This is a genomic window from Alloalcanivorax gelatiniphagus, assembly GCF_005938655.1.
Classification (GTDB): Bacteria; Pseudomonadota; Gammaproteobacteria; order Pseudomonadales; family Alcanivoracaceae; genus Alloalcanivorax; species Alloalcanivorax gelatiniphagus.
Genome location: NZ_VCQT01000044.1, coordinates 172,638 through 195,274, shown reverse-complemented (window position 1 = coordinate 195,274; position 22,637 = coordinate 172,638). Strand labels below are relative to the sequence as shown.

At 65.2% G+C, this 22,637-nt stretch carries 26 protein-coding genes; 21 read left to right on the top strand and 5 right to left on the bottom strand.

What is annotated here, in order from left to right; all coding sequences use genetic code 11:
- Positions 1 to 426, bottom strand: a complete 426-nt coding sequence (locus FGS76_RS15095) for a DUF3617 domain-containing protein (protein WP_138773465.1) — start codon at positions 424 to 426, stop codon at positions 1 to 3.
- A 184-nt stretch (positions 427 to 610) separates the two neighbouring features.
- Here FGS76_RS15095 and FGS76_RS15090 point away from each other — a divergent pair, with 184 nt between their 5' ends.
- From FGS76_RS15090 to FGS76_RS15010, 18 genes are all read left to right on the top strand, one after another.
- Positions 611 to 955: a hypothetical protein gene (locus FGS76_RS15090; RefSeq protein WP_138773464.1), complete on the top strand. Its 345-nt coding sequence runs from the start codon at positions 611 to 613 to the stop codon at positions 953 to 955.
- Positions 956 to 1,204: 249 nt separating this feature from the next.
- Entirely contained in the window at positions 1,205 to 2,146 is a 942-nt protein-coding gene (locus FGS76_RS15085; RefSeq protein ID WP_138773463.1) for a hypothetical protein, read from the top strand.
- Positions 2,147 to 2,257: 111 nt separating this feature from the next.
- The gene (locus FGS76_RS15080; RefSeq protein ID WP_240692557.1) at positions 2,258 to 2,485 is read left to right on the top strand and encodes a Flp family type IVb pilin; all 228 of its coding nucleotides are present in this window, start codon (positions 2,258 to 2,260) and stop codon (positions 2,483 to 2,485) included.
- A gap of 57 nt (positions 2,486 to 2,542) precedes the next feature.
- Positions 2,543 to 3,937: a pilus assembly protein TadG-related protein gene (locus tag FGS76_RS15075; protein ID WP_138773462.1), complete on the top strand. Its 1,395-nt coding sequence runs from the start codon at positions 2,543 to 2,545 to the stop codon at positions 3,935 to 3,937.
- Positions 3,934 to 4,737 carry a hypothetical protein gene (locus tag FGS76_RS15070; RefSeq protein ID WP_138773461.1) on the top strand — a complete coding sequence of 268 codons (804 nt, stop codon included), beginning with the start codon at positions 3,934 to 3,936 and terminating at the stop codon, positions 4,735 to 4,737. The genes FGS76_RS15075 and FGS76_RS15070 overlap by 4 nt, the downstream gene beginning before the upstream one ends.
- 2 nt (positions 4,738 to 4,739) lie before the next feature.
- Positions 4,740 to 5,405: a hypothetical protein gene (locus FGS76_RS15065; protein ID WP_138773460.1), complete on the top strand. Its 666-nt coding sequence runs from the start codon at positions 4,740 to 4,742 to the stop codon at positions 5,403 to 5,405.
- On the top strand, positions 5,402 to 5,575 hold the full coding sequence (locus tag FGS76_RS19480; RefSeq protein WP_170214489.1) for a hypothetical protein: 174 nt from the start codon (positions 5,402 to 5,404) through the stop codon (positions 5,573 to 5,575). The genes FGS76_RS15065 and FGS76_RS19480 overlap by 4 nt, the downstream gene beginning before the upstream one ends.
- A gap of 16 nt (positions 5,576 to 5,591) precedes the next feature.
- On the top strand, positions 5,592 to 6,491 hold the full coding sequence (gene cpaB / locus FGS76_RS15060; RefSeq protein WP_138773459.1) for a Flp pilus assembly protein CpaB: 900 nt from the start codon (positions 5,592 to 5,594) through the stop codon (positions 6,489 to 6,491).
- Positions 6,481 to 7,791 carry a type II and III secretion system protein family protein gene (locus tag FGS76_RS15055; protein WP_170214488.1) on the top strand — a complete coding sequence of 437 codons (1,311 nt, stop codon included), beginning with the start codon at positions 6,481 to 6,483 and terminating at the stop codon, positions 7,789 to 7,791. Before cpaB ends, FGS76_RS15055 begins: the two co-directional genes overlap by 11 nt.
- A gap of 6 nt (positions 7,792 to 7,797) precedes the next feature.
- Positions 7,798 to 9,492 carry a TadA family conjugal transfer-associated ATPase gene (locus FGS76_RS15050; RefSeq protein WP_138773457.1) on the top strand — a complete coding sequence of 565 codons (1,695 nt, stop codon included), beginning with the start codon at positions 7,798 to 7,800 and terminating at the stop codon, positions 9,490 to 9,492.
- The gene (locus FGS76_RS15045) at positions 9,482 to 10,336 is read left to right on the top strand and encodes a type II secretion system F family protein (RefSeq protein ID WP_138773456.1); all 855 of its coding nucleotides are present in this window, start codon (positions 9,482 to 9,484) and stop codon (positions 10,334 to 10,336) included. Before FGS76_RS15050 ends, FGS76_RS15045 begins: the two co-directional genes overlap by 11 nt.
- On the top strand, positions 10,329 to 11,216 hold the full coding sequence (locus FGS76_RS15040; protein WP_240692556.1) for a type II secretion system F family protein: 888 nt from the start codon (positions 10,329 to 10,331) through the stop codon (positions 11,214 to 11,216). The genes FGS76_RS15045 and FGS76_RS15040 overlap by 8 nt, the downstream gene beginning before the upstream one ends.
- Positions 11,213 to 11,572 carry a DUF192 domain-containing protein gene (locus tag FGS76_RS15035; protein WP_138773455.1) on the top strand — a complete coding sequence of 120 codons (360 nt, stop codon included), beginning with the start codon at positions 11,213 to 11,215 and terminating at the stop codon, positions 11,570 to 11,572. Before FGS76_RS15040 ends, FGS76_RS15035 begins: the two co-directional genes overlap by 4 nt.
- Positions 11,529 to 11,984 (top strand): tetratricopeptide repeat protein, encoded by a 456-nt coding sequence (locus FGS76_RS15030; protein ID WP_138773454.1) that lies wholly within the window; start codon positions 11,529 to 11,531, stop codon positions 11,982 to 11,984. The genes FGS76_RS15035 and FGS76_RS15030 overlap by 44 nt, the downstream gene beginning before the upstream one ends.
- Complete coding sequence (locus FGS76_RS15025) at positions 11,981 to 12,778, top strand: TadE/TadG family type IV pilus assembly protein (protein WP_138773453.1); 798 nt, start codon at positions 11,981 to 11,983, stop codon at positions 12,776 to 12,778. Before FGS76_RS15030 ends, FGS76_RS15025 begins: the two co-directional genes overlap by 4 nt.
- 3 nt (positions 12,779 to 12,781) lie before the next feature.
- Positions 12,782 to 13,816 carry an OmpA family protein gene (locus FGS76_RS15020; protein WP_138773452.1) on the top strand — a complete coding sequence of 345 codons (1,035 nt, stop codon included), beginning with the start codon at positions 12,782 to 12,784 and terminating at the stop codon, positions 13,814 to 13,816.
- Complete coding sequence (locus FGS76_RS15015) at positions 13,797 to 14,984, top strand: hypothetical protein (RefSeq protein ID WP_138773451.1); 1,188 nt, start codon at positions 13,797 to 13,799, stop codon at positions 14,982 to 14,984. The genes FGS76_RS15020 and FGS76_RS15015 overlap by 20 nt, the downstream gene beginning before the upstream one ends.
- 38 nt (positions 14,985 to 15,022) lie before the next feature.
- A complete protein-coding gene (locus FGS76_RS15010; RefSeq protein ID WP_138773450.1) occupies positions 15,023 to 15,499 on the top strand; it encodes a glutathione peroxidase in 477 nt (158 codons plus the stop codon).
- A gap of 12 nt (positions 15,500 to 15,511) precedes the next feature.
- On the opposite strand, the gene FGS76_RS15005 is transcribed toward FGS76_RS15010, so the two are convergent.
- From FGS76_RS15005 to trhA, 4 genes are all read right to left on the bottom strand, one after another.
- A complete protein-coding gene (locus FGS76_RS15005; protein WP_138773449.1) occupies positions 15,512 to 15,919 on the bottom strand; it encodes a DUF6691 family protein in 408 nt (135 codons plus the stop codon).
- Complete coding sequence (locus tag FGS76_RS15000; protein ID WP_138773448.1) at positions 15,916 to 16,356, bottom strand: YeeE/YedE family protein; 441 nt, start codon at positions 16,354 to 16,356, stop codon at positions 15,916 to 15,918. The genes FGS76_RS15005 and FGS76_RS15000 overlap by 4 nt, the downstream gene beginning before the upstream one ends.
- Before the next feature lie 2 nt (positions 16,357 to 16,358).
- Complete coding sequence (locus tag FGS76_RS14995; RefSeq protein WP_138773447.1) at positions 16,359 to 16,697, bottom strand: ArsR/SmtB family transcription factor; 339 nt, start codon at positions 16,695 to 16,697, stop codon at positions 16,359 to 16,361.
- Between the two features lie 101 nt (positions 16,698 to 16,798).
- Entirely contained in the window at positions 16,799 to 17,458 is a 660-nt protein-coding gene (trhA, locus tag FGS76_RS14990; RefSeq protein ID WP_240692555.1) for a PAQR family membrane homeostasis protein TrhA, read from the bottom strand.
- 211 nt (positions 17,459 to 17,669) lie between these two features.
- Here trhA and FGS76_RS14985 point away from each other — a divergent pair, with 211 nt between their 5' ends.
- The 3 genes from FGS76_RS14985 (at position 17,670) to FGS76_RS14975 (ending at position 22,503) form a co-directional block, all read left to right on the top strand.
- Positions 17,670 to 18,119 (top strand): Dps family protein, encoded by a 450-nt coding sequence (locus tag FGS76_RS14985; protein WP_138773446.1) that lies wholly within the window; start codon positions 17,670 to 17,672, stop codon positions 18,117 to 18,119.
- A gap of 239 nt (positions 18,120 to 18,358) precedes the next feature.
- Positions 18,359 to 19,432 (top strand): efflux RND transporter periplasmic adaptor subunit, encoded by a 1,074-nt coding sequence (locus FGS76_RS14980; RefSeq protein WP_138773445.1) that lies wholly within the window; start codon positions 18,359 to 18,361, stop codon positions 19,430 to 19,432.
- Complete coding sequence (locus tag FGS76_RS14975) at positions 19,432 to 22,503, top strand: efflux RND transporter permease subunit (RefSeq protein WP_138773444.1); 3,072 nt, start codon at positions 19,432 to 19,434, stop codon at positions 22,501 to 22,503. The genes FGS76_RS14980 and FGS76_RS14975 overlap by 1 nt, the downstream gene beginning before the upstream one ends.
- Positions 22,504 to 22,637 lie beyond the last annotated feature (134 nt).

The window sequence follows — 22,637 nt, the reverse complement described above, 5'->3', positions numbered from 1 at the left end:
TCAGGAGTCGCAGGGGCCGGCCCAGCGGGCTTCCGCCTCGATGGTAAGCTGGCCCTGGGCGGTGCCGGTGGTGATCTCCGTGGTGTAGTGCTCGTCACTCTCCACGGTCATGGTGCCGCTGGATTGCACCGTCCGCTCACCGGACTGGCACTGGGTGGACCATTCCAGGGTGTCGCCGTCCCAGTCGGTGTCCGGGCTTTCACAACCGTTGCGCATCCAGTTCTGGCGCAGGGTTTCCTCGATGTCCGCCGCTTCCTCGGCGGTGACACAGCGCGAACGCTTCTTTTCCTTATCCATGCCCGGCGGTACCTGATCGCCGGCCACCCGTTGGGTGACTTCCCATTTGCCCGGTTTGATGTCGGCGGCCAGCGCGGGTCCGGCCAGCGCTGACAGGGCCACGGCGAGGGTGATGCAGGTTTTTTTCATGGTTCATCCTCAAACACTGAAAAAATCGCTGGCCAGTGTAACCGCGCGACACCCGCTGGAACCACGGCAGCCCTGTGACAAAGCGTGGTTGTGCGCAATTGGTCACGTTTCCGGCCCGGACGGAGCCGGGGCGCGGTGGTAAGGTCTGCATCTTGTTCCCGCTAGCGAAGACAAGGAGAAACCCGTGAAAACAGAAGCAATGCTGGCCGCCGCCCTGCTGACCCTGGCCGGCCCGGTGGCCGCCGAGGGCGTTGACGAGGACACCTGCTTTCGTATCAACCAGGCGGTGGCCGACGTGGAAATGGCCATGCTGGGCATGGGGGAGTTGCCCGCCGCGCGCCAGAAACTGGCGGCACTGCGGGATCAGGCGCCGTCCATGGCTGAGCAACTGGACGGCATGCTGGAAGTGGCCCGCAAAGCGGAAAACAGCAAACCGATGGATCCGTCGCACCCGATCCAAACCGGCGAACATGAAAAAGCAGAGGCTGAATATAGGAAAATATTCCGAAAAGAATGTGGCGAACTTTAAGTATTTATAATCGGAGCGCGGCGGAAAACACCGCGCTCCGCCTGTTCGAGAGCTTTAGAAAAACCCTATAAAACAAGCTGTTTCCCCCTGCTGCCCTCCGTTCAATGCCTCACCTTCAAAGCCAACTGGTTCCGGTTTTACGATCAGGCGGTGTGACCTGGTTAATAAAAAAAGGGACCGTCATCTACCTTTAATGGAAAAGGCGCCGCCGCTTCTCTATGTTCCCCGCCACAAGATAAGGGGCTTTCGATGAATCGGGTATTGGCGTTGTTTTTGACTTCCCTGGTGGTGTCCGCCTGCGACGGTGGTGACACCTCGCCGGTGCATGGCGGTGGCGAGCGCAGCCAGCGTTTGTCCGGCACTTATGAAGCGGCACAACGTTGCAACGGCCTGGGGCCGGTGGCGGTGGATTTCACCGCCCGGGCCCAGGGCAGTAACTACTTCCTGCTGGTTCGCGGCCAAGGGCCCGAGCCGGTCTACGCCGCCGTGGACCGCCTCGAGGTGCCGCCTTCCTGGAACGACGAGCAAACCGAGATTGAAACCACCGGCGACGGTGTGTCGCTGCATCAGTGGCATGCCCGGCTCACCAAGGAAGCCGGTTGGCTGAAGGACGGCGAGGGCCACGCGCAGCTGCCCGACGACGCCCGCATCGCCTTTGACGCGGACGAAAACCGCTTTTTCTTCATGCCGCCGGTATGCGAAAGCGAAACGCCCTCCCCCGAGCGGGTATTCCGCCACCGCCAGCCGAGGCTGGTGCTGCATGACCTGAACGTGGCCCTGGCCGGCGAACGGGATCGCCTGTATCGGGATGCCGGCCAGCGCTATAGCGAACAGCGCCGCGCTTATCAGGGCGGCTCCGGTGCCGAGGGCGTGACCGCCGGTCACGACGACCGCAACCGCCACCTGCTCAATGTGGCCGCCCTGATGAAGGCGGACGCGGAACGGAAAGTACCGGAACTGGCCGGCCTGGTGGCCGAACACCGGCCCGGGAAGGCGGCCGCCGCCGAACGGTACAAAAAAGAACTGCCGGCGTATCTGCGTGCCATGGCGAGAGCCCATGCACGCTGGTACATCGACGCGGCGGAGATCCGCCTGGACTGGTTTAACGGAACCTATCCGGACGGCGAAGCCGCGATCCAGGAAGGGATGGCGGAACTGGAAAGCGCCTATCTCTTGCTGGCGGAGCAGTAGCGCGGAACGCGCTTGAATAGCCGTATTCACCGCCGCTTGCCGGTGGTCCTATCAATGACCCAATTGAGAGAGGGGAGTATGAAGTTTCGCAATCGCCAGCTAGGACAGGGAATGACCGAGTACATCATCATCGTGGCACTGATCGCCGTGGCGGCGATCGGCGTTTACCGCCTTTTCGGTGACACGCTGCGCAACCAGACCGCCGGCCTCGCCAAGGAGATGTCCGGGCAGGAAAGCGATCAGGAAGTCAGCAAGGCGCAGACCTCGGCGAACGAGGCTTCCTCCCAGGCCGGCTCGGCCAAGGATCTGAGCAACTACGGCGAAGGGAACCAGAAGTAAAAGCACCACGGGTGTGCCCGGCACACGGGCACACCGCTTGTTTCTTCGGGGGAAAGCATGAACCGCCACTATCAGACCGGGCAGATGACCGTCTATGTCCTGGTGATGTTGTTTGCCGTGGCCGCCGCGATCTACTTCGTCCACGACGCCTACAACATCAGCAATGAGAAAACCCGTCTGCAAGCCACGGCGGATGCCGCGGCCTACAGCGTGGCGGCGGTGGAAGCACGCAATCTCAATGTGCAGGCCTACGCCAACCGGGCCATGATCGCCAATCACGTGGCGGTGGCCCAGGCGGTGACCCTGGTCAGTTGGACTCGCTGGCTGCACAACACCACGCGCAATATTTCCCTGGTCACCAAGTGGATTCCCTACCTCGGCCAGGCGATGACCGCCGTGGAGAAAGTGCTGGACCGCAGCGCCACCGTCATCGAAAACATGATGCGCGTGGCGGTGAACAGTCTGGATAAGGTGATCGGTCTGATCTCCGGTATTCAGGACTTCTCCCATGTGCAGACCCTGGCGCTGGCGCGGCAGGTGTTCGAGGAAGTGGTGGAGGAGAATGATCCCCAGGTGGACACCGCCTATACGCTCACCTCCCTGGCCTCCTTCGCCCGCGCGCACACCGCCATGGTGGGCCGCTACAACCCGGACCGGGCCCACGCTTACCGTGGCCGGCGCGGCAACCAGGACCACCGGCGGCGCAGCGATGAATTCCGCAATGTGCTGCTGGCCAGCCGCGACAATTTCACCAGCGGGCGCAACCAGGACCTGGACGTGGTCAACTTCTTCGGCCTGTTCGGCGTGGAGATCCGCAAGCGCGGCGGCACCGAGCTGGCGGACACCCGGCAGCGCCGGGGCGACTACTACACCTGGTCGGCGGTGGACACGCTTTCCGTGCACACCTGGGCGCTGACGCCCTGGGGCAAGGAACATGAAGAACTGCCGGTGGGCTGGGGTGCGTCGCAGAGCGCGCAGAGTAATACCCGCCGCCAGTACAACCTGGACGGCATTCATGGCCGCCAGGGCTACTGGCGCGACAACAGCCGGGCGTCCCGGGCGGCGAACGCGGAATACTGGCGCTCCAACGTGCAGCACAACTATCGGGGCATGCGCCGCTTCAGCGCCCTGAAACAGGACGGGCTGCTGGAGGAAGGGCCGGGCATCATCATCACCCTGACCAAGCCGTCCGGCTCCCAGGGCGTGGAGACCGCCTCGGACATCACCGGCGCGAAGGAGCGCATGAAGTTCGGCGGCCGGGAACATTTCCTCAACGGCCGCATGGCGTCCATTTCCAAGGCGCGGGTGCACTTCCGTTACCCCAACGATCTGTTCCCCCGGCGCGATGGCCGGCGTGAGTACGGCAGCCTCTACAATCCGTTCTGGCAGCCGTCGCTGGCGCCTTTGAACAGCGTGGAAAAAGCGGCGGCGATGGCGGAGCTGGGGCTGTGAGACAGGCGCAGAGAGGGCAGTCCATGGCCGGCTTTCTGGTGTCCGCCGCCTTTATTCTGCTGCCGGCCTTTATCGCCCTGAGCCTGCTCGCCAAGACCGGCGACATGACCTTTCGCGCCCGGGAAGCCTCGCGCTACGCGGCCTGGGAAAAGACGGTCTGGAAATCCGAGAGCCATGCCAAGGGCGATGGCGAAATCGGTTGGGAGGTGCGCAACCGGGTGTTCGCCCGGGGCGACGCGGCCATCGATTCGGAAAAGGACAAGCTCAACCAGGACAACCAGAGCCTGGACACCATGGCCTACACCACCTATGGCGAGCAGCGCGGTCGCCAGCCGTTACTGGCGGATCTTTCCGACAGCCACTCCGGCGTGCAGGTTACCACCTCGGCGCTGGCACCGGGCGGCACCCTGGCCAGGCTCAATGAACGGGCCGCCAGCGTTCTCAAGCTGGAAAGCAAGGGCTACCGGCAGGCCACGGTGGAGGTGCCGCTGATCCGTGCCAATCCGGATTATCTGCCGCTCGAACCGCTCACCCTGGACACCCGTTACGTGCTGCTCGATGACGCTTGGAACGCCGGCTCGCCACAGCGTGCGCGGGATTCGATCCGCCGTCTGGTGCCCACCGCCCTGCTCGACAACGAGGTGATTCGCACGGTGCAGAGCATCGTGGGCTTCGTTTTCGATGACCTGAGCCCGGAGAATTTTCAACTCGGCAAGGTGGATGTGGAGGTGGCGCCCTGTCAGCGCCTGGCCCGCTACGAGCGGGGCAAGACCGACGCGCCGAAGGCCTGTCTGGAGTAATCATGAAACGGATTTTGATGATCATCGCTTTGCTATTGAGTGGCGCCGCCGTGGCCGATGACTGGCCGGATGTGCCGGTGCCCGATGGCGTGAAACGGGAGTGGGTGGCCGACCGCATGATTTTCAACGGCGTGGCCATGCGCATCTTCACCTACCGCTACGACGCCGGCGTGGACGCGCTGCGCCAGTTCTACATCAGCGCCTGGGACCGGCGTGGCCGCGAGCACAAGCAAAGCCGTCAGGGCCAGTGGTGGGTGCTCAGCAGCCTGAGCGGCGATTACTACACCACCGTGCAGATCACCGATCTGCGCGGCCATGCCTATGCCCAGGTGGGCGTCAGCCGGATCGGCGACCTGCAAACCTCGGCGCCGCCGGGGGAAGGGTTTCCGGTGCTGCCGCGCAGCCAGGTGATCAGTGATATCACCGCCGACGATGCCGGCCGCGCCTCGCGCACGGTGATCGTGCGCAACCGGCATTCGGTGGGCAGCAACTACAACTACTACCTCAACCGCTATCGCGGCCGGAACTGGACCGTGGTGCGCAAGAACCTGGATCAGGAGCGCCGTGGCGCCAGTATCCACCTGGCCAGGGACGACCGGGAAATGAGCATCGTCATCAAGAGGGACGAGGGTGACGTCAACATCATGTTGGTGGAGGTGGGGCCATGAGCAAGCGGCAGCGCGGCCAGGCGCAGGCGGAATATCTGGTGGGCGCGGTGCTGGTCATCGGCGCGCTGCTGGCGCCGGTGTTCGGCGGCGACAGCGCCATCGGCCTGCTGATGCAGGCGTTTCAGGCCAATCAAGAATCCTACATTTGGGCCATGTCGGTCCCTGGCTAATGGGTTTCGTAACGCAATGAAGAAATACACCGCAATCATCATGCTGGTGATCGCCGTCGGCCTGGCCGTTCTCGCCGGCTGGCTCGGTCTCACCTATCTGGAGAACCGCGAAGCCTCGATTCGCAGCGAACTGGCCCGCCAGAAGGAGCCGGTGCAGGTGGTGGTCGCCGCCCGCGACCTCTACCCCGGCGATCCGATTGACGGCAGCACCATGGCGATCCGCGAGATCCCCAGGGAGTTCGTGCCGTCCGGGGCGATCAGCGTGGCCCAGTACGACGCGGTATCCGGCCTGCGCCTGAAGATGCCCATGAAGGACGGCACCGCGCTGATCTCCGCCTTTATCGCCGGCATGCAGGGGGTGGGTTCGTTCTCCGAACTGCTGCGCCCCGGCGAGCGCGCCATCACCGTGGACGCCAGCCCGCTGGATTCCGCCGAGGGGCTGCTGCAGGCCGGTGACCATATCGACCTGATCCGGGTCAGCGACCAGGGCCAGGCCTTCCATATGGAAAAGCTGCTCGACAACGTGACGGTGCTGGCCACCGGGCCGCGCACCATGGCGGACATGGGCTTCGGCGGCGACGGCCGGGCCTACTCCTCGATCACCGTGGGGGTGCCGGTGGAAGACGTGGCCAACATGCTGCGCGCCCGCTCGGCGGGAGAACTGGGCTTCCTGTTGCGCCACCCGGATGACGAGCGCACCGCCAATTACGGGCAGGTGCGCCGCGCGCCGGGCATCGGCATCGAGGTGCTGGCCGGCGGCGAGGCGGACCAGGGCCAGCTCAACTCGGGCATCTATCGCATCGGCAACAGCGAACGAAACTACTGGAGCGAGCAAACCGCGGGGCAGGGCCGGGTCTACCAGATGGCGGCCGACCCTTGGGATACGGAGGCTGGGAGTGAAAGTAATGAGAAGTAGCATCGTGGTGGCGTTGTTGGCCGCCAGCCTGTGGTCCTCGCTGGCATCCGCCGGCACCCGTTATCTGGACCTGTACGCCGGTGAGGCGCGCTCCTTTTCCCTGGGCACCATTACCCGGGTCGCCGTGGGCAGCCCCGGCGTGCTCAATTACAAGGTGCTGGATGATGGCTCCCTGTTGCTGATCGGGGTCAGCAAGGGGGTCTCCAATGTGTCGGTGTGGAAGCGCGGTGGCCGCAAGGACACCCTGGAAATCACCGTCTCCGAACTGCCGGTGGACCGGCAACTGAGCGTCTCGCAGAAGCTGGCGGAACTGTTCCATGGCCTGGAGGTGGAGCAGGTCGGCAAGTACGTGGTGTTCAAAGGGCGCGTGGAACAGCGCTTTCTGGAGATCATCAAGAAGCTCAGCGAGCAGATGCCCAACGCCATCAATATGGTGCGCGGCGACGGCTTCGAAGTGTCCGAGATGGTGCGCATGGATGTGAAGATCGTGGAGATCGGCCGCCAGGATCTGCAACGGCTGGGCATCCGCTGGGACGATCAGATCGGCGGCCCCGCCTACGGCATCCACTCCGCCGCCACCACCAATCCGATCTTCGGCGTGTACAGCACCGCCGAGAACGGCCTGCCCGGCGAGATCGCCGAAGCACTGAACAACGCCAACTTCAATTTCGACAGTTACGACACCTTTCAATACTTCGGCATCACCTCGGGCATCGGCTCCACCATCGAGGCCCTGGCCGAGGTGGGCGACGCGCGCATCCTGTCGGCGCCGCGCCTGGTGGCGCGCAGCGGTGACAAGGCCGAGTTCCGCTCCGGCGGGGATTACCCGATTCCGGTGATCAACCAGGACGGCTTTATCGACGTCAACTTCCGCGAGTACGGCATCATCCTCAACATCCAGCCGGTGGTGTCCGGCGACGACATCAAAGCCACGGTGGAAGCGGAGGTCAGCAATATCGACCTGGCCACCCAGGTGAACGGCGTGCCGGGGGTGCTGGTGCGGCGGGCGCTGACCACCATCAATGTGAAGGACCAGGACACCATCGTGATCTCCGGTCTGGTGGCCGGCAATCTTTCCAAACAGACACAGAAAGTGCCCTTCCTCGGCGATATCCCGATTCTCGGCAAGCTGTTCAGCACCACCGAGGACCGCATCGATGAAAGCGAAGTGCTGGTGATGGTCACACCGCGCATCGTCGATGCCAATGAGGAAACCAACCAGCAGTTGGTGGAGCGGGTGCGCGGTGAAGTGGAATCGATCCGCAAGGATATGGAAATCGACGCGCTGTTGATGGAGTAACGAAACATGTTCAGCGTTCTGGTGAAAACCCGCAAAGGTACCCTGGTGGGCAGCTACACCTGCGAGCAGGTGGAATGCGTGCTCGGCAAGGACAAGGAAAGCCTGGTGCCGATGGCCGGCTGGAAGGTGGCGGGGCTGCATGCGCGCCTGCAATGCCGGGAGGATGGCCTCCACGTTATCGATCAGGGGCATCGCACCGGCACCAGCGTTAATGGTCGCAAGGTGACGGAGTACGGGCCGCTGGACGAAGAGGACGTGATCGAGATCAGCGACTACCGGCTCAGTTGCCGCCTGCTCAACACCCCGGCGGCGCTGCGCCCGTCGCCGGCCACCACCATGGCGGACCAGCCCGATGAAGCGGAGCAAGCACCGCGCTACCAGGAACCGGAGGAAGCGCCGCGCTCCCACGAGCACGAAGCCCGCGTCACCCATTGGCGGGAACTGATCCGCCGTTCGCTGGTGGATTACATGGACCTGCGCCGGGTCAACGTGGCCGACATGAGCGACCAGGAACTGCGCCACTTCACCGCCGGCGCCATCGACAAGATCATTCGTGATCAGGACGGCATCGACGCGGACATCGACAAGGACGAGCTGGCCCGCCAGGTGCTGGCGGAGGCGGTGGGCCTGGGCCCCCTGGAGCCCTTGCTGGCCGACGACAGCATCTCGGAAATCATGGTCAATGCCCGCGACCAGATTTACTACGAGCGCAACGGCCGGCTTAACCAATCCCGGGTGACCTTCACCGACGACACCGCGGTGCTGTCCGCCATCGAGCGCATCGTCTCGCCCCTGGGTCGGCGCATCGACGAAAGTTCACCGATGGTGGACGCCCGGCTCAAGGACGGCTCCCGGGTCAACGCGGTGATTCCACCGCTGGCGCTCAAGGGCCCCAACATCACCATCCGTAAATTCATGAAGGAGCGCCTCACCGCCCGGCACATGCGCCGCTTCGGTTCGCTCAGCGACGAGATGGTGGCGTTTCTGGAACTGGCGGTGCGCCATCGCAAGAACGTGGTGATCTCCGGCGGCACCGGCTCCGGCAAGACCACCCTGCTCAATGTGCTGTCCAACTTTATTCCCGACAACCAGCGCATCATCACCGTGGAGGACGCCGCCGAGCTGAAGCTCTACCAGCCCAACCTGGTGTCCCTGGAAGCGCGGCCCGCCAACCAGGAGGGCCGGGGCGCCATCACCATCCGCGACCTGGTGAGAAACTGCCTGCGCATGCGCCCGGACCGCATCGTGGTGGGCGAGTGCCGGGGCGGCGAAGCCCTGGACATGCTGCAGGCCATGAACACCGGCCATGACGGTTCCCTGACCACCATCCACTCCAACTCGCCGAGGGATTGCATCTCGCGCCTTGAAGTACTGGTGCTGATGTCCGGCATGGAACTGCCGGTGCACGCCATCCGCGAACAGATCGCCTCGGCGGTGGACATCATCGTGCAGCAGACCCGCTTCGCCTGCGGCAGCCGCAAGGTCACCAGCGTGGCCGAGGTCACCGGCCTGGAAGGCGGCGTGATTCAGATTTCCGAAATCTACCGCTTCCAGCAGAAAGGCTATGACGCGGAGGGCCGGGTGCGCGGCGACTTCGTGGCCACCGGTGCGATTCCGGATTTCGTGGAGGAGATGCGCCAGCGGCACATCGAAGTGGACATGAACCTGTTCCGCAACCAGGAAGAGGCCCATGACGTTTAGCATCCTGCTGTTCGCCCTGCTGCTGGCCGTCAGCGTGTTTCTGTTCGCGTTGATGGGCTATCGCCTGTTCACCCAGGCGGCGGTGCGTTACGAGGAGCGTTTCCGCGAGAGCGCCGAGGCCAACCTCAAGGATCTGTTCATCTTTATCGATCCGCAGAAGCTGTTCCTGTTCAACCTGGGCATTCTGGTGGTGTCCGCGTTTCTGATCTGGGCCCTGTCCGGCAACCTGCTGGTCAGCGTGCTGGCGGCGGCGTTGTTGGCCGCCTGCCCGCGCATGGTCTATTCGCTGCTGCGTGCCCGCCGGGAGCGCAGCTTCAGCTATGCGCTGCCGGACAGTATGGCGTCGGTGGCCTCGATGCTGCGCGCCGGCTCCAACCTGCAGTCGGCCCTGGAACTGATGGTCAAGGAATCCTCCGGGCCGATCCGCCAGGAGTTTGGCCTGCTGCTGCGCGAGCTGAAGATGGGGGTGGATTTCAACGAAGCCTTGGACAACATGCTCGAACGGATGCCCGGCGAGGACCTGCGCATGCTCACCGCCGGCATGAAGATCGCCCGCGAGGTGGGCGGCAGCCTGGCGGACGTGCTGGCGCGGCTGGCCGAGACCCTGCGCCGCAAGCTGGAGATCGAAGGCAAGATCAAGGCGCTCACCGCCATGGGCAAGGCCCAGGGCTATGTGATGGCGCTGCTGCCCCTGGCGGTGGGCTTCGCCATCGCGCAGATCGAACCAGAGGCCATGGATAAATTGTTCACCACCATGGCCGGCTGGGCGGTGTGCGCGGTGGTGGTGGTGCTCGAGCTGCTCGGGTTCTGGTTCATCAAAAAGATCGTGTCCATCGATGTTTGAGTCCGAAGCGTTATACGCCGTGATCGCCGTGGCCCTGTTGCCGGTGGCCTTTATCCTCATGTTTCTGGCGGTCAGCCGGGCGCGCAAGGAAGTGGAGCGCGACCAGCGGGAATTCATGGACCCGCTGCCGCTGATGCTGCGTCTGGTGTGGCCGCTGGTGGAGTTCTTCGCCCATTACCTGGGCAGCCTGATGCGGGTGGAGCAGATCGCCCGGGGCAACCGGCTGCTGGCCCAGTCCGGCCAGGGTTTCATGATGAACGCCCAGCAGTTTTTCGGGCTGCAGGTGGTGTCCTCGCTGCTGTTCATGCTGGGCACCTGGCTGTGTCTGGCGATGCTGGAGCACAGCGATGGTTTGTGGGTGATGCTGGCCGGCCTGCTGGGCTTCGCGCTGCCCTATCTCAACGCCCGCGAAAAGCGTAAGAAGCGGCGCCTGGAGATTCTTCGTCAGTTGCCGGTCTTTCTCGATTATCTGGCCATGAGCATCCAGGCCGGCGCCAACTTTACCGGTGCCATCCGCCATGCCGTGGAGAAGGGCCCGGAAGGTCCCATGAAGACCGAACTGAGCAAGGTGATGCGGGATATCCGCTCCGGCATGGGCCGCTTCGACGCGCTGCGGTTGATGGCCGACCGGGTCGATGTGGACGCGGTGCAGACCTTCGTCAACGCGGTGGTGCAGGCCGAACGCACCGGCGCCAGCGTCGGCGAAGTGCTCAAGGGCCAGGCGGACCAGCGCCGCACCGAACGCTTCCAGAGGGCGGAGAAAATGGCCATGCAGGCGCCGGTGAAACTGATCCTGCCGCTGGTGGCGTTCATCTTCCCCACCACCTTTCTGATCATCGGCTTCCCCATCGCCATGAAGCTGTGGGAGGTGTTCCGATGAGGCTGCGAGTGGACGGCCGCCTTGCGCCGGTCTCGGTACAGGCGGCGCTGGATTACCGCCGGCGGCTGGTGGGGCTGATTGGCCGGCCCCATCTGGCCGCCGATGAGGGCCTGTGGATACCGGCCTGCCGCTCGATTCATATGTTTTTCATGCGCTTCGCCATCGACGCGATTTTTCTCGATGGCGACGGCCGGGTACTGCGCGTGCGCGCCGGTATCCGGCCCTGGCGCACCGCCACCGTATGGCGCGCCCGGTCGGTGTTGGAACTGGCCGCCGGCGCCGCCGCCACGCTCGGAATCAAGGAGAACAGCCATGTACAGATCGTTGCTGACGCTGCTGCTGGCGGCGGCGCTTAGTGCCTGCGCCACCACGGCGCCGTCCCGCGATGCCCAGGCCAGCGCGGACAAACTCCGGTTCGCCGAAAAGGCCTATCAGGACGGTTTGTTCGTGGAGGCGGAATCCTATTATCGGGAGCTGGTGGCCGATAATCCGGAGCTTTATGAAGGCTGGTTCCGGCTCGGCAATATCTACGCCCGCACCGGCCAGCTGGACGCCGCCATCACCATGTACGAGCGCTGCCTGGACCTGGACCCGGACCAGGCCCGTGCCTGGTACAACCTGGCCCTGGTGCGCACCCGCCAGTCTCTGCGCACCCTGGCCGACGCCGAGCAGCGGTTCGCCGACCAGCCGGCGGATCAGCGCCGTCTGGCCGCGCTCCGTGAGCGGCTGGTGGAGGCGCTGACCAGCAAGGGTGGAGAGCAACAGTGATCGCCGGCCGGCGCGGGCAGGGCGGCCAGGCCCTGACGGAGATGTTGATTACCTTCGTCTGGGGCGTGCCGCTGCTGCTGGCCATTATCCAACTGGGCCTGATGTACCGGGCCAAGGCCACGCTCAACGACGCCACCTTTCGTGCCGCCCGCGCCGGCAGCCTGCACCACGCCTATACCCACGAGATGAAGCAGGAGCTGGTGCGCGCCATGGTGCCCACCCTGTACGCGGTGCCCCCCGGTGAAAACCCCAGCCTGATCGCCTACGCCGCCCGGCGGGAGGGGCTGGCCGTGTTGTATGGCAACGACGCCCACCCCATCGCCCGGGTGGAAGTAGTGTCGCCCACCGCCCGGGGCTTCCGGGAGCTGTCGCGGCCCGCCTGGGGGCTCACCAAGGACTGTGGCCGGGGCGGCTGCCCCAACGGTGGCAACTACCGTGAGGTGGATGCGGACCAGCGGCTCTACGAGATTCCCAATGACAACCTGGAGCAGCGCCCCACCACCCTGGTGGACGTGGACGGCCGGATGATCAACGTCCAGGACGCCAACCTGCTCAAGATCCGCACCGTCTGGTGCCAGGAAATGAAAGTGCCCGGCATCAACCGGCTGGTCTGGGAAGCGGTCAATCTCAGCGGCCTGTTCAACTCCGAGGACTGGCGCCGCTGCAGCCTGCTGAGCGCCGCCGGGGACGGTTACTACTTTCCATTGTCCAGCCATGCCGTGGCGCGCATGCAAACGCCGGTGCGTTGCGAAGGCAATCCGCGGGGCAACACCAACTGCAAGAATCTGAGGTAAGCAATGATCAAGCGAATGCTGCCGGCGATGGCCTTGATGGCCCTGGCCGGTTCCGCGCAGGCGCTGCGGCCGCAGGCGTTGTTCGAACACGAAACGGTAATGGCGCGCACCTACCAGTCCAGCGCCAACCTGGTACTGCCCAGCTCACCGATGCGCTACCTGGATACCGACAACGGCCAGGGCTACGCCGCCGGCGGCGAGATCCATCTGGTCGGGCGCACGCGCCGCCTGGTGCTGGATCACCCCGCCGCCGACAGCGACCTGAGCATTATCGAGCACTACCGGTCCCGGCTCACCGGCGCCGGCTACCGGGTGGCGTTTGAGTGCCATGGCGACGGCTGCGGGGACGCCGCCGGCTGGCGGCTGATGCTCGGCCAGGGCGTGGTCGGGGACAGCGCCAGCCAGCATTACTTGCTGGCCCACAAGGGCGCCGGTGCCGAACGCGGCGACTATATGGCGGTGTACGTCAACGAGGTGGACGACCTGCCGCGCAGCGTGGCGGTCAGCGTGGAAGACGCGCGCCTGACCCGGGTGCGCAGCCTGGCCGCCGAGCCCGGCGAACAGCGGCTGTTCTTCGCGCTCAACCACAGCCGCCTGACCCTGGCGGACCTGTTGCGGGTGGACCGGGTGGCCACCGCCCTGCGCCAGCGGGACGACCTGCGGGCCGAGGTGAGCGGGTACGCGGACGGCGGCGGCGATGGCGATACCAGCGGCGGCGCCGCCACCACGATGCGCGAAAAAAACCGCGCCCTGGCACGCCAGCGGGCGGACCGGGTGGCCGCCTGGCTCACCGACCACGCCGGTGCGGAACAGGTCCTGAACCACGGTGGCCAGGTGCGACGGCCCGCCGCCGGTGAGCGCGGCGAGCAGTGGCGCCGGGTGGACCTGGTGCTGACACAGGAAACCCCGGATAGCCCCGCAACCCCGGACTCCGAGGCGGACGCCGACCCGGCGCCGTCCCCGTCGTCCGCGGCCCCGGCCGATGACGGCACCCCCCAACCACAAGGAGATTCACAGCATGAAACGGATTCAGTTTGAGTACCCGGCCCGGGCCGGCCTGACCCTGGCGCTGGCCGGCGTGCTCGCCGCCTGTGGCGGCAGTGGCGGTGGCGGTGGTGGGGGCGGCGCTCCCGGCGGCGGTGGCGATGGCGGCGGTGGCGAGCCGCAGGCCCTGTCCCAGGTGCCGCCGGCCACCTTCGACAGTGAGGAAACGGTGGCCCTGCTGGCGCCGGGTTCCACCTATGGCGACACCGTCGGCCTCACCGCCAGTGGCCTGGCGTTTTTCGGTTCCGTGGGCGATGTGGAAGACAGCCGTGTCACCGAGACCCGGGACTGTGATGACGGTGGCCGGGTGGCCTTCCTGTACCGTGAAAACCAGGCGGTGGACTCGCCCTACAACGGCGGCGTGTTCGACGTGGTGGCCACCGACGACCAGAACTGCCAGGACGGCGATCTGAACGCGCCGTCCTCGTTCGCCGAGACCCGCACCGACGGCGAGCGCCATATCGGCTACCCGGTCAGCGGCACCGGCAGCGGTGAGGCGGCCAGCGCCCAGGTGTTCATCGGTTATGAGCGCTCCGGCACCGGGCTGGACGATCCGTTCAGCGTGGTGCTGCGCACCGACGGTGGCGGCGGCCTGCGCTGGTCGCGCTACTGGGATGGCCATATCCGCATGGAGCGGGGCAGTGCCCAGGGCAGCCGGCTGGGCGACGGCGGCGGCGCCACCGAGCTGTACCAGGTCAGCCGCCTGCGCAGCGGCGGCCGCGACGGCATCGGCTACGATTTACAGACCGGCACCGGCACCGGGGACCGCTTCCAGATGAGTTTCCAGGCCATCAACCAGCGCCCCGCCTCGGAGTATCGCTCCGAGGCCTACCAGGGGGTGTACGGCCGCCGTTTCCTGAACCCGGACGGCCGCCCCATCGGCGGTGACTGCCCGGCGGGCCGTTTCCAGGTGGAAACCCGCTCCGACCTCACCGTGGACGTGCCCGACAACGACCAGTCCGAGCTGTTGCTGTTCGGCGATACCCGGTCCATCGTCTCCGGTGGCCTGGCCATGGAAGACAATGACGGCAATACCGCCCAGGTGGTCTATGATGGAAGCGCCGGTACCGTCCAGGTCACGCTGAACAACGGAACGGCGCGGACATTCACCTATCAGGCATTGAGCGACGCGCTACGCGCGCGTTGTTTCACGGCGCCCTGAAGCGGGGCGCCGTTCAACCTTCAGGAGGGAGGCGCCCCATGAGCATCTACGACTTTCAGGCCCGCACCCTGGACGGCGAGGAAAAAAGCCTCGCCGATTTCCGGGGCAAGGTATTGTTGATCGTCAACACCGCCAGCAAATGTGGTTTCACGCCCCAGTATCAGGGCCTGCAGAAGCTGTACGGCAACTTCTCCGATCGCGGCCTGGAAATTCTGGGCTTTCCCTGCAATCAGTTCGGTCATCAGGAACCCGGCGACGCCGGCGAGATCGGCGCCTTCTGCGAAAAGAATTACGGCGTCGGCTTCCCCATGTTCGACAAGATCGACGTGAACGGCGATCACGCCCACCCCCTGTTCCGTTTCCTCAAGGCGGAAGCCCCCGGGGTGCTGGGTACCGAAGCCATCAAATGGAACTTCACCAAGTTTCTGGTGGACCGGGATGGCCAGGTGGTGCGGCGTTACGCACCCAAGGACAAACCGGAAAAGATCGCCGACGACATCGAGGCGTTGCTGTAACGCTCCGGGGCGTCAGCCCCGGGTCAGGCGGAACAACCCCATCCCCGCCAGCATGGCGGCCACGAACAGCAGCGCCTGGCCATGGCCGGCGCCGGCCGCCACCAGGGCCGGGCCCGGGCAGAAGCCGGCCAGCCCCCAGCCGGCGCCGAACAGCAGCGCGCCGATCACCAGCGGCCGGTCCGCGCGGTTGGCCTCCGGGCGCCGCATGGGCTCGCCCAGCAGCGACCGCCGCCAGCGCCGCGACAGGGTAAAGGCCACCAGGCCCACCACCACGGCGCCGCCCATCACCAGCGCCAGGGACGGGTCCCAGGCACCGGCCAGATCGAGAAACGCCAGCACCTTGGCCGGGTTGGCCAGCTGCGAGACCAGCAGCCCGAGACCGAACACCAACCCCACCAGAAACGCCACCAAGCGGTTCATGACAGACCTCCCAACAGATGCCGTGTGATGTAGACGGTGACGAAGCCGGTGCCCATGAACAGCAGCGTCGCCACCAGCGAGCGCGGCGACAGCCGCGACAGGCCGCACACGCCGTGGCCGCTGGTGCAGCCGGAGCCCAGCCGGGTGCCGTAGCCCACCAGCAGGCCGGCGATGATCAGCATCGGGGTGGAGGCGTTTACTTCCAGGGGCGCCGGTCCGGCGACCAGGCGGTAAAGCCAGGGGGAGACCAGCAGGCCGGCGACAAACGCCAGCCGCCAGCCCAGATCCCCGGACACCGGTTTCAGTACCCCGCCGAGAATGCCGCTGATGCCGGCGATCCGGCCCACCAGCAGCCACAGGGCGGAGGCGGCCGCGCCGATCATCAGGCCGCCGGCCAGGGCGGTGCCGGGGGTGAAAGCACTCCAATCCACGGTCATTGTCAGCTCTCCTGATCAGGACAAAACAGGCTGTGCAGGGTTTGCAGCAGGGCCAGCACCCGGGCGTCGGCCACCCGGTACAGGCGCCGGCGGCCCTCCGCCCGGCTGGCCACCAGCCCCTGGCGGCGCAGCACGCCGAGCTGCTGGGACAGGCTCGGCTGGCCCAGGCCGACCCGGGCTTCAAGCTCCTGCACCGAGCACTCACCCTGGCTGAGCTGGCACAGCAGCAACAGGCGGTCTTCATGGGCGAGCGCGCGCAGGAAGCCGCAGGCGGCGCCGGCGCCGTCGCGCAGGGCGGCCAGGTCGGCGTCCGTGAGCGGCGTGGCGGTAAGGTCGGTCATGGCGGTGCTCGGCGATGAAAGAGGTCGTTTAACGAAAAAATATTATATGTATTTATATAATGAAAGGGCAAGCCAGGACCGCGTCCGCCCCGGGGGCCGGCTCAGGCCGGCAGGACGCTGAGGTAGACGGCGGCGAAATGGCAGGCGCTGCCGCCCACCACGAACAGGTGCCAAATGGCGTGGTTGTAGGGGAGGCGGTCGGCCAGGTAGAACACCACGCCGGCGGTGTAGGTGACGCCGCCGGCGACGATCAGCCAGAAGCCCTGGGCGTCGATGCTGTCCACCAGTTCACCGGAGGCGAACAGCACCAGCCAGCCCATGGCCAGGTAGATGCCCACCCGGGCCAGCTTGTAGCGATTGCCGAACACCAGTTTCAGAACGATGCCGGTGGCCGCCAGGCCCCAGATCACACCGAACAGGGTCCAGCCCACCGGGCCGCGCATATTGACCAGCAGGAACGGGGTGTAGGTGCCGGCGATCAGCGCGAAGATGGCGCAGTGGTCGAGCATCTTGTAGATCGCCCGGCTGCGCGGCGCGCGGCTGGCGTGGTAGAGCATGCTGGCCCCGTAGAGCAGCGCCAGGGTGGCGCCGAACACGCTGAAGCTGACGATCTTCCAGGGATCGCCCAGCCGGCTGGCGGACACCACCAGAACAATGGTGCCGACGATGCTGAGCACCAGGCCGATGCCATGGGTGAGGCTGTTGAGGAGTTCCTCCACCGGCGAATAGTCGGGCACCGTGGTGGCCGGGTTTGAGGTCAATGCCTGCTCCTGGTTGATAAACGCCTGTAGGTCGGCTTTTGTGCATCGGGAAGGGCGCATCATTGCCGGTGCCCGTCATGTTGTAAAGTTATCGAGGCGATAGTCCCGGCCCGGGTTCCGATCCGCTGCCCTGGCCCCCATGATCTTGTATAACCTGATAACGGAGGCCTTCAATGGAGGCCCCCTTCCAACTCTTCAAGGAGGTACCGCCATGATCGAGCACAGTAAGGAAGTGGCCGACGAGTTGAGCAAGCTGCTGGCCGAAAGCTACACCCTGTACCTGAAAACCCACAATTATCATTGGAACGTGACCGGCCCCATGTTCCACAGCCTGCACCTGTTGTTCGAGCAGCAATACACCGAGCTGGCCACGGCGGTGGACACTATCGCCGAGCGTATCCGCGCTCTGGGCAGCAAGGCGCCGGGCAGCTACGCGGCCTACGCCAAGCTGTCCACGGTCAAGGACGCGGAAGGCGATCCGGACGCCACCGAGATGCTCAGAACCCTGACCGAGGACCACCGGACCGTGGCGGAGCGCGCCAACAAGGTGCTGAAACTGGCCGGCCAGCACGAGGACGAAGGGTCCGCCGCCATCGCCAGTGACCGTATCGAGATCCACGAAAAGGCGGCCTGGATGCTGTCCGCCCACCTGGGCGACTGAGTCCGTCTCACCCCCTACCTTCCCGGCCGGCGCTTCGCCGGCCTTTTTCATTGTGCGCGCTGGGTTTGCCGCTGACGGGCCCTGTCCCTGGCCCCTGTTTTTCCGGTTTTCAATGGCCGCATGGGCTCTGGCGCAGGCCCTTCCGGCTTGTCCTCGACCATTCTTCGATTTATTGTACTGCCTGGTTCTGTTAATTCGCCACGCAGTCGGTGTGGGCCGTAATAAGAAGGAAGGTATTGATGAGCAGGGTGATCGGGGCAATCGGGAGTGTTGCTTTGGCGGTGCTGGCGCTGGCCGGCTGCGGCGAGCCGCCGCCTCGGGAAAAGGCCGGGCCGGTACCGGTGAAGCTGGCCACCGTGGACCGTGGCGAGGATGGCGGGCGCAGCTTTCCCGGCCGGGTGATGGCCACGGAACGCTCGCAACTGGCGTTTCGCGTTTCCGGCGAGCTGGTGGAACTGCCGGTGAAGGATGGCGAGCAGGTCAAGAAAGGGCAGCTGCTGGCCCGCCTGGACCCCCGGGATTTCCAGAATGAACTGGATCGCAGCCAGGCGGACGCGGAACTGGCGGAAAAAAACTACCGGCGCGGGCAGGCGCTGGCGGAACGGGGGGTGATCGCCGAGTCCGAACTGGACCGCCTGTCCAGCCGCTATCAACAGGCCCGTTCGGCCTACAAGCTGGCCCGGGACAACCTGTCCTACACCCGCCTGGTGGCGCCCTACGATGGCGTGGTGGCGAGCACCGAACAGGAAAACCATCAATTCGTACAGGCCCGGGAAACGGTCATCCACCTGCAGAGCAGCGCCACCATCGATGTGCGCTTCTCCGTTCCGCAGAGCTTTATCGCCCGGGCGGCGCCGCTGGACCAGAGCTTCCAGGCGGAGGTGATTTTCCCGGCCCTGCCGGAGCGGCGTTTCCCCGCCGTCTACCGGGAGCATGAGGCCCGCTCCGGGGCCACCCAGGCTTACTTCGTGGTGGTCACGCTGCCGGTGCCCGAGGATCTGTCGGTGCTGCCGGGAATGAGCGCGGAAGTGCGGGTCGGCAAGGACCAGCTGAACGGCGAACAACGGTCCCGGCTCCGCATACCGGTGGCCGCCGTGTTCAATCAGGATGGCCAGGAAGGCGCCTGGGTCTGGCGCTTGGACCAGGAGGCCGGCACCGTCCATGCGGAAACCGTGACCCTGGGCGAGATCTCCGGCTCCGGTGTGGAAATCGTCGATGGCTTGAAGGTCGGCGACCAGGTGGTGAGCGCCGGCGTGCACCGCCTGGAGGAGGGGCAGGCGGTGCGAGAACTGACCCGTGAGCGGGGTCTGTGATGAGTATCGCCGAATACGCGGTCCGGCATCGGGTCGTCAGCTGGTTGTTCGCGGTGGTGTTGCTGGTCGGTGGCCTGGTCAGTTTCACCCGGCTGGGGCAGTTGGAAGACCCGGAATTCACCTTGAAGACCGCGCTGGTCAATACCCCCTACCCGGGGGCGTCCGCCCTGGAGGTGGAGGAGGAAGTCACGCTGGCGGTGGAGAAGGAAATCCAGACGCTGCCCTACGTGGACTATGTCACTTCCATATCCAGCGCGGGGCTGTCCCAGATCACCGTGGAAATGAAACCGATCTATCGGGAAAAGGACCTCAAGCAGATCTGGGACGAGCTGCGCCGCAAGACCCACGACATCCAGTCGCAATTGCCGCCGGGGGCCGGCGGCATCCAGGTGCTGGATGATTTTGGCGATGTCTACGGCATCATGCTGGCGCTCACCGGCGACGGCTACAGCTACCAGGACCTGAAGAACTACGCGGACGTGCTGACCCGGGAGCTGGTGCTGGTCGACGGCGTGGGCCGGGTGCAGATCGCCGGCCAGCGCCAGGAACAGGTTTTTATCGACCTTTCGCGCAACCGCCTGGCCAATCTGGGCATCAGCCCGGATCGGATTTTTTCCCTGTTGGGCACCCAGAATCAGGTCAATCCCGCCGGCCTGGTGCGGGTCGGTGACGAGCGCATCCGGATCGCTCCGGATGGCGCCTTCACCTCGGTGGAAAGCCTGGGTGACCTGCTGATCTCCGACCCCGGCGCCGAACAGCTGGTGTATCTGAGCGACGTGGCGGAGATCAAGCGCGGCTACCGGGAGGTCCCGGACCATCTTTACCGGCACGCCGGCAAGCCGGCGCTGACCCTGGGCATCTCCTTCGCGCCCGGGGTTAACGTGGTGGACGTGGGCACGCGGGTGCGCGACCGCCTGGACCAGCTGTCCTACCGGCAGCCCGCCGGCATGGAGCTGTCCACGGTGTACGATCAGCCCGCCGAAGTGGACGCCTCGGTAAGCGCCTTCCTGTGGAACCTGGGTCAGGCGGTGATGATCGTCATCGGCGTGTTGCTGCTGTTCATGGGCCTGCGCTCCGGGGTGCTGATGGGCGGCATTCTGTTGCTCACTATCTTTGGCACCTTTATCGCCATGGCGATCATGGGCATCGAGCTGCAGCGCATTTCCCTGGGCGCGCTGATCATCGCCCTGGGTATGCTGGTGGACAACGCCATCGTTATCACCGAGGGCATTCTGGTGGGCATGAAACGGGGTCTCACCAAGGTGGCGGCGGCGGCGGAGATCGTCCGCCAGACCGCCTGGCCGTTGCTCGGCGCCACCGTGATCGCGATTACCGCGTTCGCGCCCATCGGGCTGTCCAGTGACGCCTCCGGGGAATTCACCAACAGCCTGTTCTGGGTGCTGCTGGTGTCGCTGCTGTTGAGCTGGGTGGTGGCGATTACGCTGACGCCGTTTTTCGCCAACCTGCTGTTCTCCGCCGACCGGGCGGCTGAAGAGGGCGACGACGCCGGCGAAGATCCCTATAAGGGCCGCTTCTTTCAAATCTATCGGGGAATGTTGCACCGCTCGATTCATCATCGGGTGCTGACCCTGGTGTTCATGTGCGTGCTGCTGGTGGCGGCGGTGGTCGGCTTCGGGCTGGTGAAACAGTCGTTTTTCCCGCCCTCCAACACGCCGATCTTCCTGCTCGACTACTGGCTGCCCCAGGGCAGCGATATCCGCGCCACCCGCGAAGGGGTGGAGAAACTGGAAGCGTCCCTGCTGGAAACCGACCATGTCACCTCGGTGACCAGCACCATCGGCCAGGGCGCCCAGCGTTTCATGCTGCCGTATTTTCCCGAGCGCCGTTACCCGTCCTATGCCCAGTTGATCGTGAAGGTGGATGAACGGGACAACATCGACGGCGTGATCGCCGGGCTCCAGGAGCGGTTGCCGGAAACCCACCCGTCCGCTTTTATCAAAATGAAACGCCTGATGATCGGCCCCACCGCCAGCGCCACCATCGAGGCGCGCCTGTCCGGGCCGGACCCGGACGTGCTGCGCGGCCTGGCGGTAAAGGTGAAGGAGATCATGCACCGGGACCCGGGCCTGCAAGCGATTCGCCATGATTGGCGGGAACGGGAGAAGGTGATCGTGCCGCGCTTCGAGCAGGCCGAGGCGCGCCGTACCGGCGTCACCCGGGATGACCTGGAACAGGCCCTGGCGATGAACTTTTCCGGCGTGCAGGTGGGGCTGTACCGGGACGGCGCGGATTTGCTGCCGATCATGGCGCGGCCGCCGGCGGATGAACGTCTGGGCGCCGATAACCTGAATCAGGTGCAGGTCTGGTCCCGGGTGTTCGAGGATTACATCGCCATCCGGCAATTGGTGTCCGGCTTCGAAACGGAGCTGGAGGATGGCCTGATCATGCGCCGTGACCGCAAGCGCACCCTCACCGTGCAGGCCGAGCCGGATATCCTCGGCGATGAAACCGGCGACCAGGTATTGCGGCGCATCCGTCCCGAGATCGAGGCGCTGCCGTTGCCGAGGGGCTATGAGCTGAGCTGGGGTGGCGAATACGAACTTACCAAGGATGCCCAGGCGGCGGTGTTCGCCAGCGTGCCGATGGGGTACCTGCTGATGTTCATCATCACCATTCTGCTGTTCGACAGCCTGCGCCAGCCGTTGGTGATCTGGGCCACGGTGCCGCTGGCGATCATCGGCGTCACCATCGGTTTGCTGGTGTTCAACGCGCCGTTCAGTTTCATGGCGTTGCTCGGCTTTCTCAGTTTGAGTGGCATGCTGGTGAAAAACGGCATCGTGCTGGTGGAACAGATCAAACTGGAAAGCGACGCTGGCAATGCGCCGCTGGACGCGGTGATTCATGCCTCCGTGACCCGGGTGCGGCCGGTGTGCATGGCGGCGGTAACCACCATTCTCGGCATGGTGCCGTTGTTGTTCGATGCGTTCTTCAAATCCATGGCGGCGGTGATCATGTTCGGCCTGGGGTTCGCCACCGTGCTCACCCTGATCGTGGTGCCGGTGCTCTATACCCTGGCCTATGGAATCCGGCCGGATGGCGAAACGGCGTGATGCCCGCCGGGCCGCGCGGGCCGTGTTGGCGCCCGAAAATGGCGCGACTTGCACTGGCCCGGCGCTGGCCGAGGACGCATATTGCGGGCATATCAATCGCTGTTATATGAATCGCTGTTTCAGAAAGGTGCCGC

Bases quoted from the DNA above. Each gene is read 5' to 3' on its own strand.
- FGS76_RS15030 (WP_138773454.1), top strand. From the start codon at position 11,529: ATGTACAGATCGTTGCTGACGCTGCTGCTGGCGGCGGCGCTTAGTGCC.
- FGS76_RS14975 (WP_138773444.1), top strand. From the start codon at position 19,432: ATGAGTATCGCCGAATACGCGGTCCGGCATCGGGTCGTCAGCTGGTTG.
- FGS76_RS15050 (WP_138773457.1), top strand. From the start codon at position 7,798: ATGTTCAGCGTTCTGGTGAAAACCCGCAAAGGTACCCTGGTGGGCAGC.
- FGS76_RS14980 (WP_138773445.1), top strand. From the start codon at position 18,359: ATGAGCAGGGTGATCGGGGCAATCGGGAGTGTTGCTTTGGCGGTGCTG.
- FGS76_RS15055 (WP_170214488.1), top strand. From the start codon at position 6,481: ATGAGAAGTAGCATCGTGGTGGCGTTGTTGGCCGCCAGCCTGTGGTCC.
- FGS76_RS15035 (WP_138773455.1), top strand. From the start codon at position 11,213: ATGAGGCTGCGAGTGGACGGCCGCCTTGCGCCGGTCTCGGTACAGGCG.
- FGS76_RS15015 (WP_138773451.1), top strand. From the start codon at position 13,797: ATGAAACGGATTCAGTTTGAGTACCCGGCCCGGGCCGGCCTGACCCTG.
- FGS76_RS14995 (WP_138773447.1), bottom strand. From the start codon at position 16,697: ATGACCGACCTTACCGCCACGCCGCTCACGGACGCCGACCTGGCCGCC.
- FGS76_RS15085 (WP_138773463.1), top strand. From the start codon at position 1,205: ATGAATCGGGTATTGGCGTTGTTTTTGACTTCCCTGGTGGTGTCCGCC.
- FGS76_RS15005 (WP_138773449.1), bottom strand. From the start codon at position 15,919: ATGAACCGCTTGGTGGCGTTTCTGGTGGGGTTGGTGTTCGGTCTCGGG.
- FGS76_RS15095 (WP_138773465.1), bottom strand. From the start codon at position 426: ATGAAAAAAACCTGCATCACCCTCGCCGTGGCCCTGTCAGCGCTGGCC.
- FGS76_RS14985 (WP_138773446.1), top strand. From the start codon at position 17,670: ATGATCGAGCACAGTAAGGAAGTGGCCGACGAGTTGAGCAAGCTGCTG.
- FGS76_RS15000 (WP_138773448.1), bottom strand. From the start codon at position 16,356: ATGACCGTGGATTGGAGTGCTTTCACCCCCGGCACCGCCCTGGCCGGC.
- FGS76_RS15040 (WP_240692556.1), top strand. From the start codon at position 10,329: ATGTTTGAGTCCGAAGCGTTATACGCCGTGATCGCCGTGGCCCTGTTG.
- FGS76_RS19480 (WP_170214489.1), top strand. From the start codon at position 5,402: ATGAGCAAGCGGCAGCGCGGCCAGGCGCAGGCGGAATATCTGGTGGGC.
- cpaB (WP_138773459.1), top strand. From the start codon at position 5,592: ATGAAGAAATACACCGCAATCATCATGCTGGTGATCGCCGTCGGCCTG.
- FGS76_RS15045 (WP_138773456.1), top strand. From the start codon at position 9,482: ATGACGTTTAGCATCCTGCTGTTCGCCCTGCTGCTGGCCGTCAGCGTG.
- FGS76_RS15075 (WP_138773462.1), top strand. From the start codon at position 2,543: ATGAACCGCCACTATCAGACCGGGCAGATGACCGTCTATGTCCTGGTG.
- FGS76_RS15020 (WP_138773452.1), top strand. From the start codon at position 12,782: ATGATCAAGCGAATGCTGCCGGCGATGGCCTTGATGGCCCTGGCCGGT.
- FGS76_RS15010 (WP_138773450.1), top strand. From the start codon at position 15,023: ATGAGCATCTACGACTTTCAGGCCCGCACCCTGGACGGCGAGGAAAAA.
- FGS76_RS15065 (WP_138773460.1), top strand. From the start codon at position 4,740: ATGAAACGGATTTTGATGATCATCGCTTTGCTATTGAGTGGCGCCGCC.
- FGS76_RS15080 (WP_240692557.1), top strand. From the start codon at position 2,258: ATGACCGAGTACATCATCATCGTGGCACTGATCGCCGTGGCGGCGATC.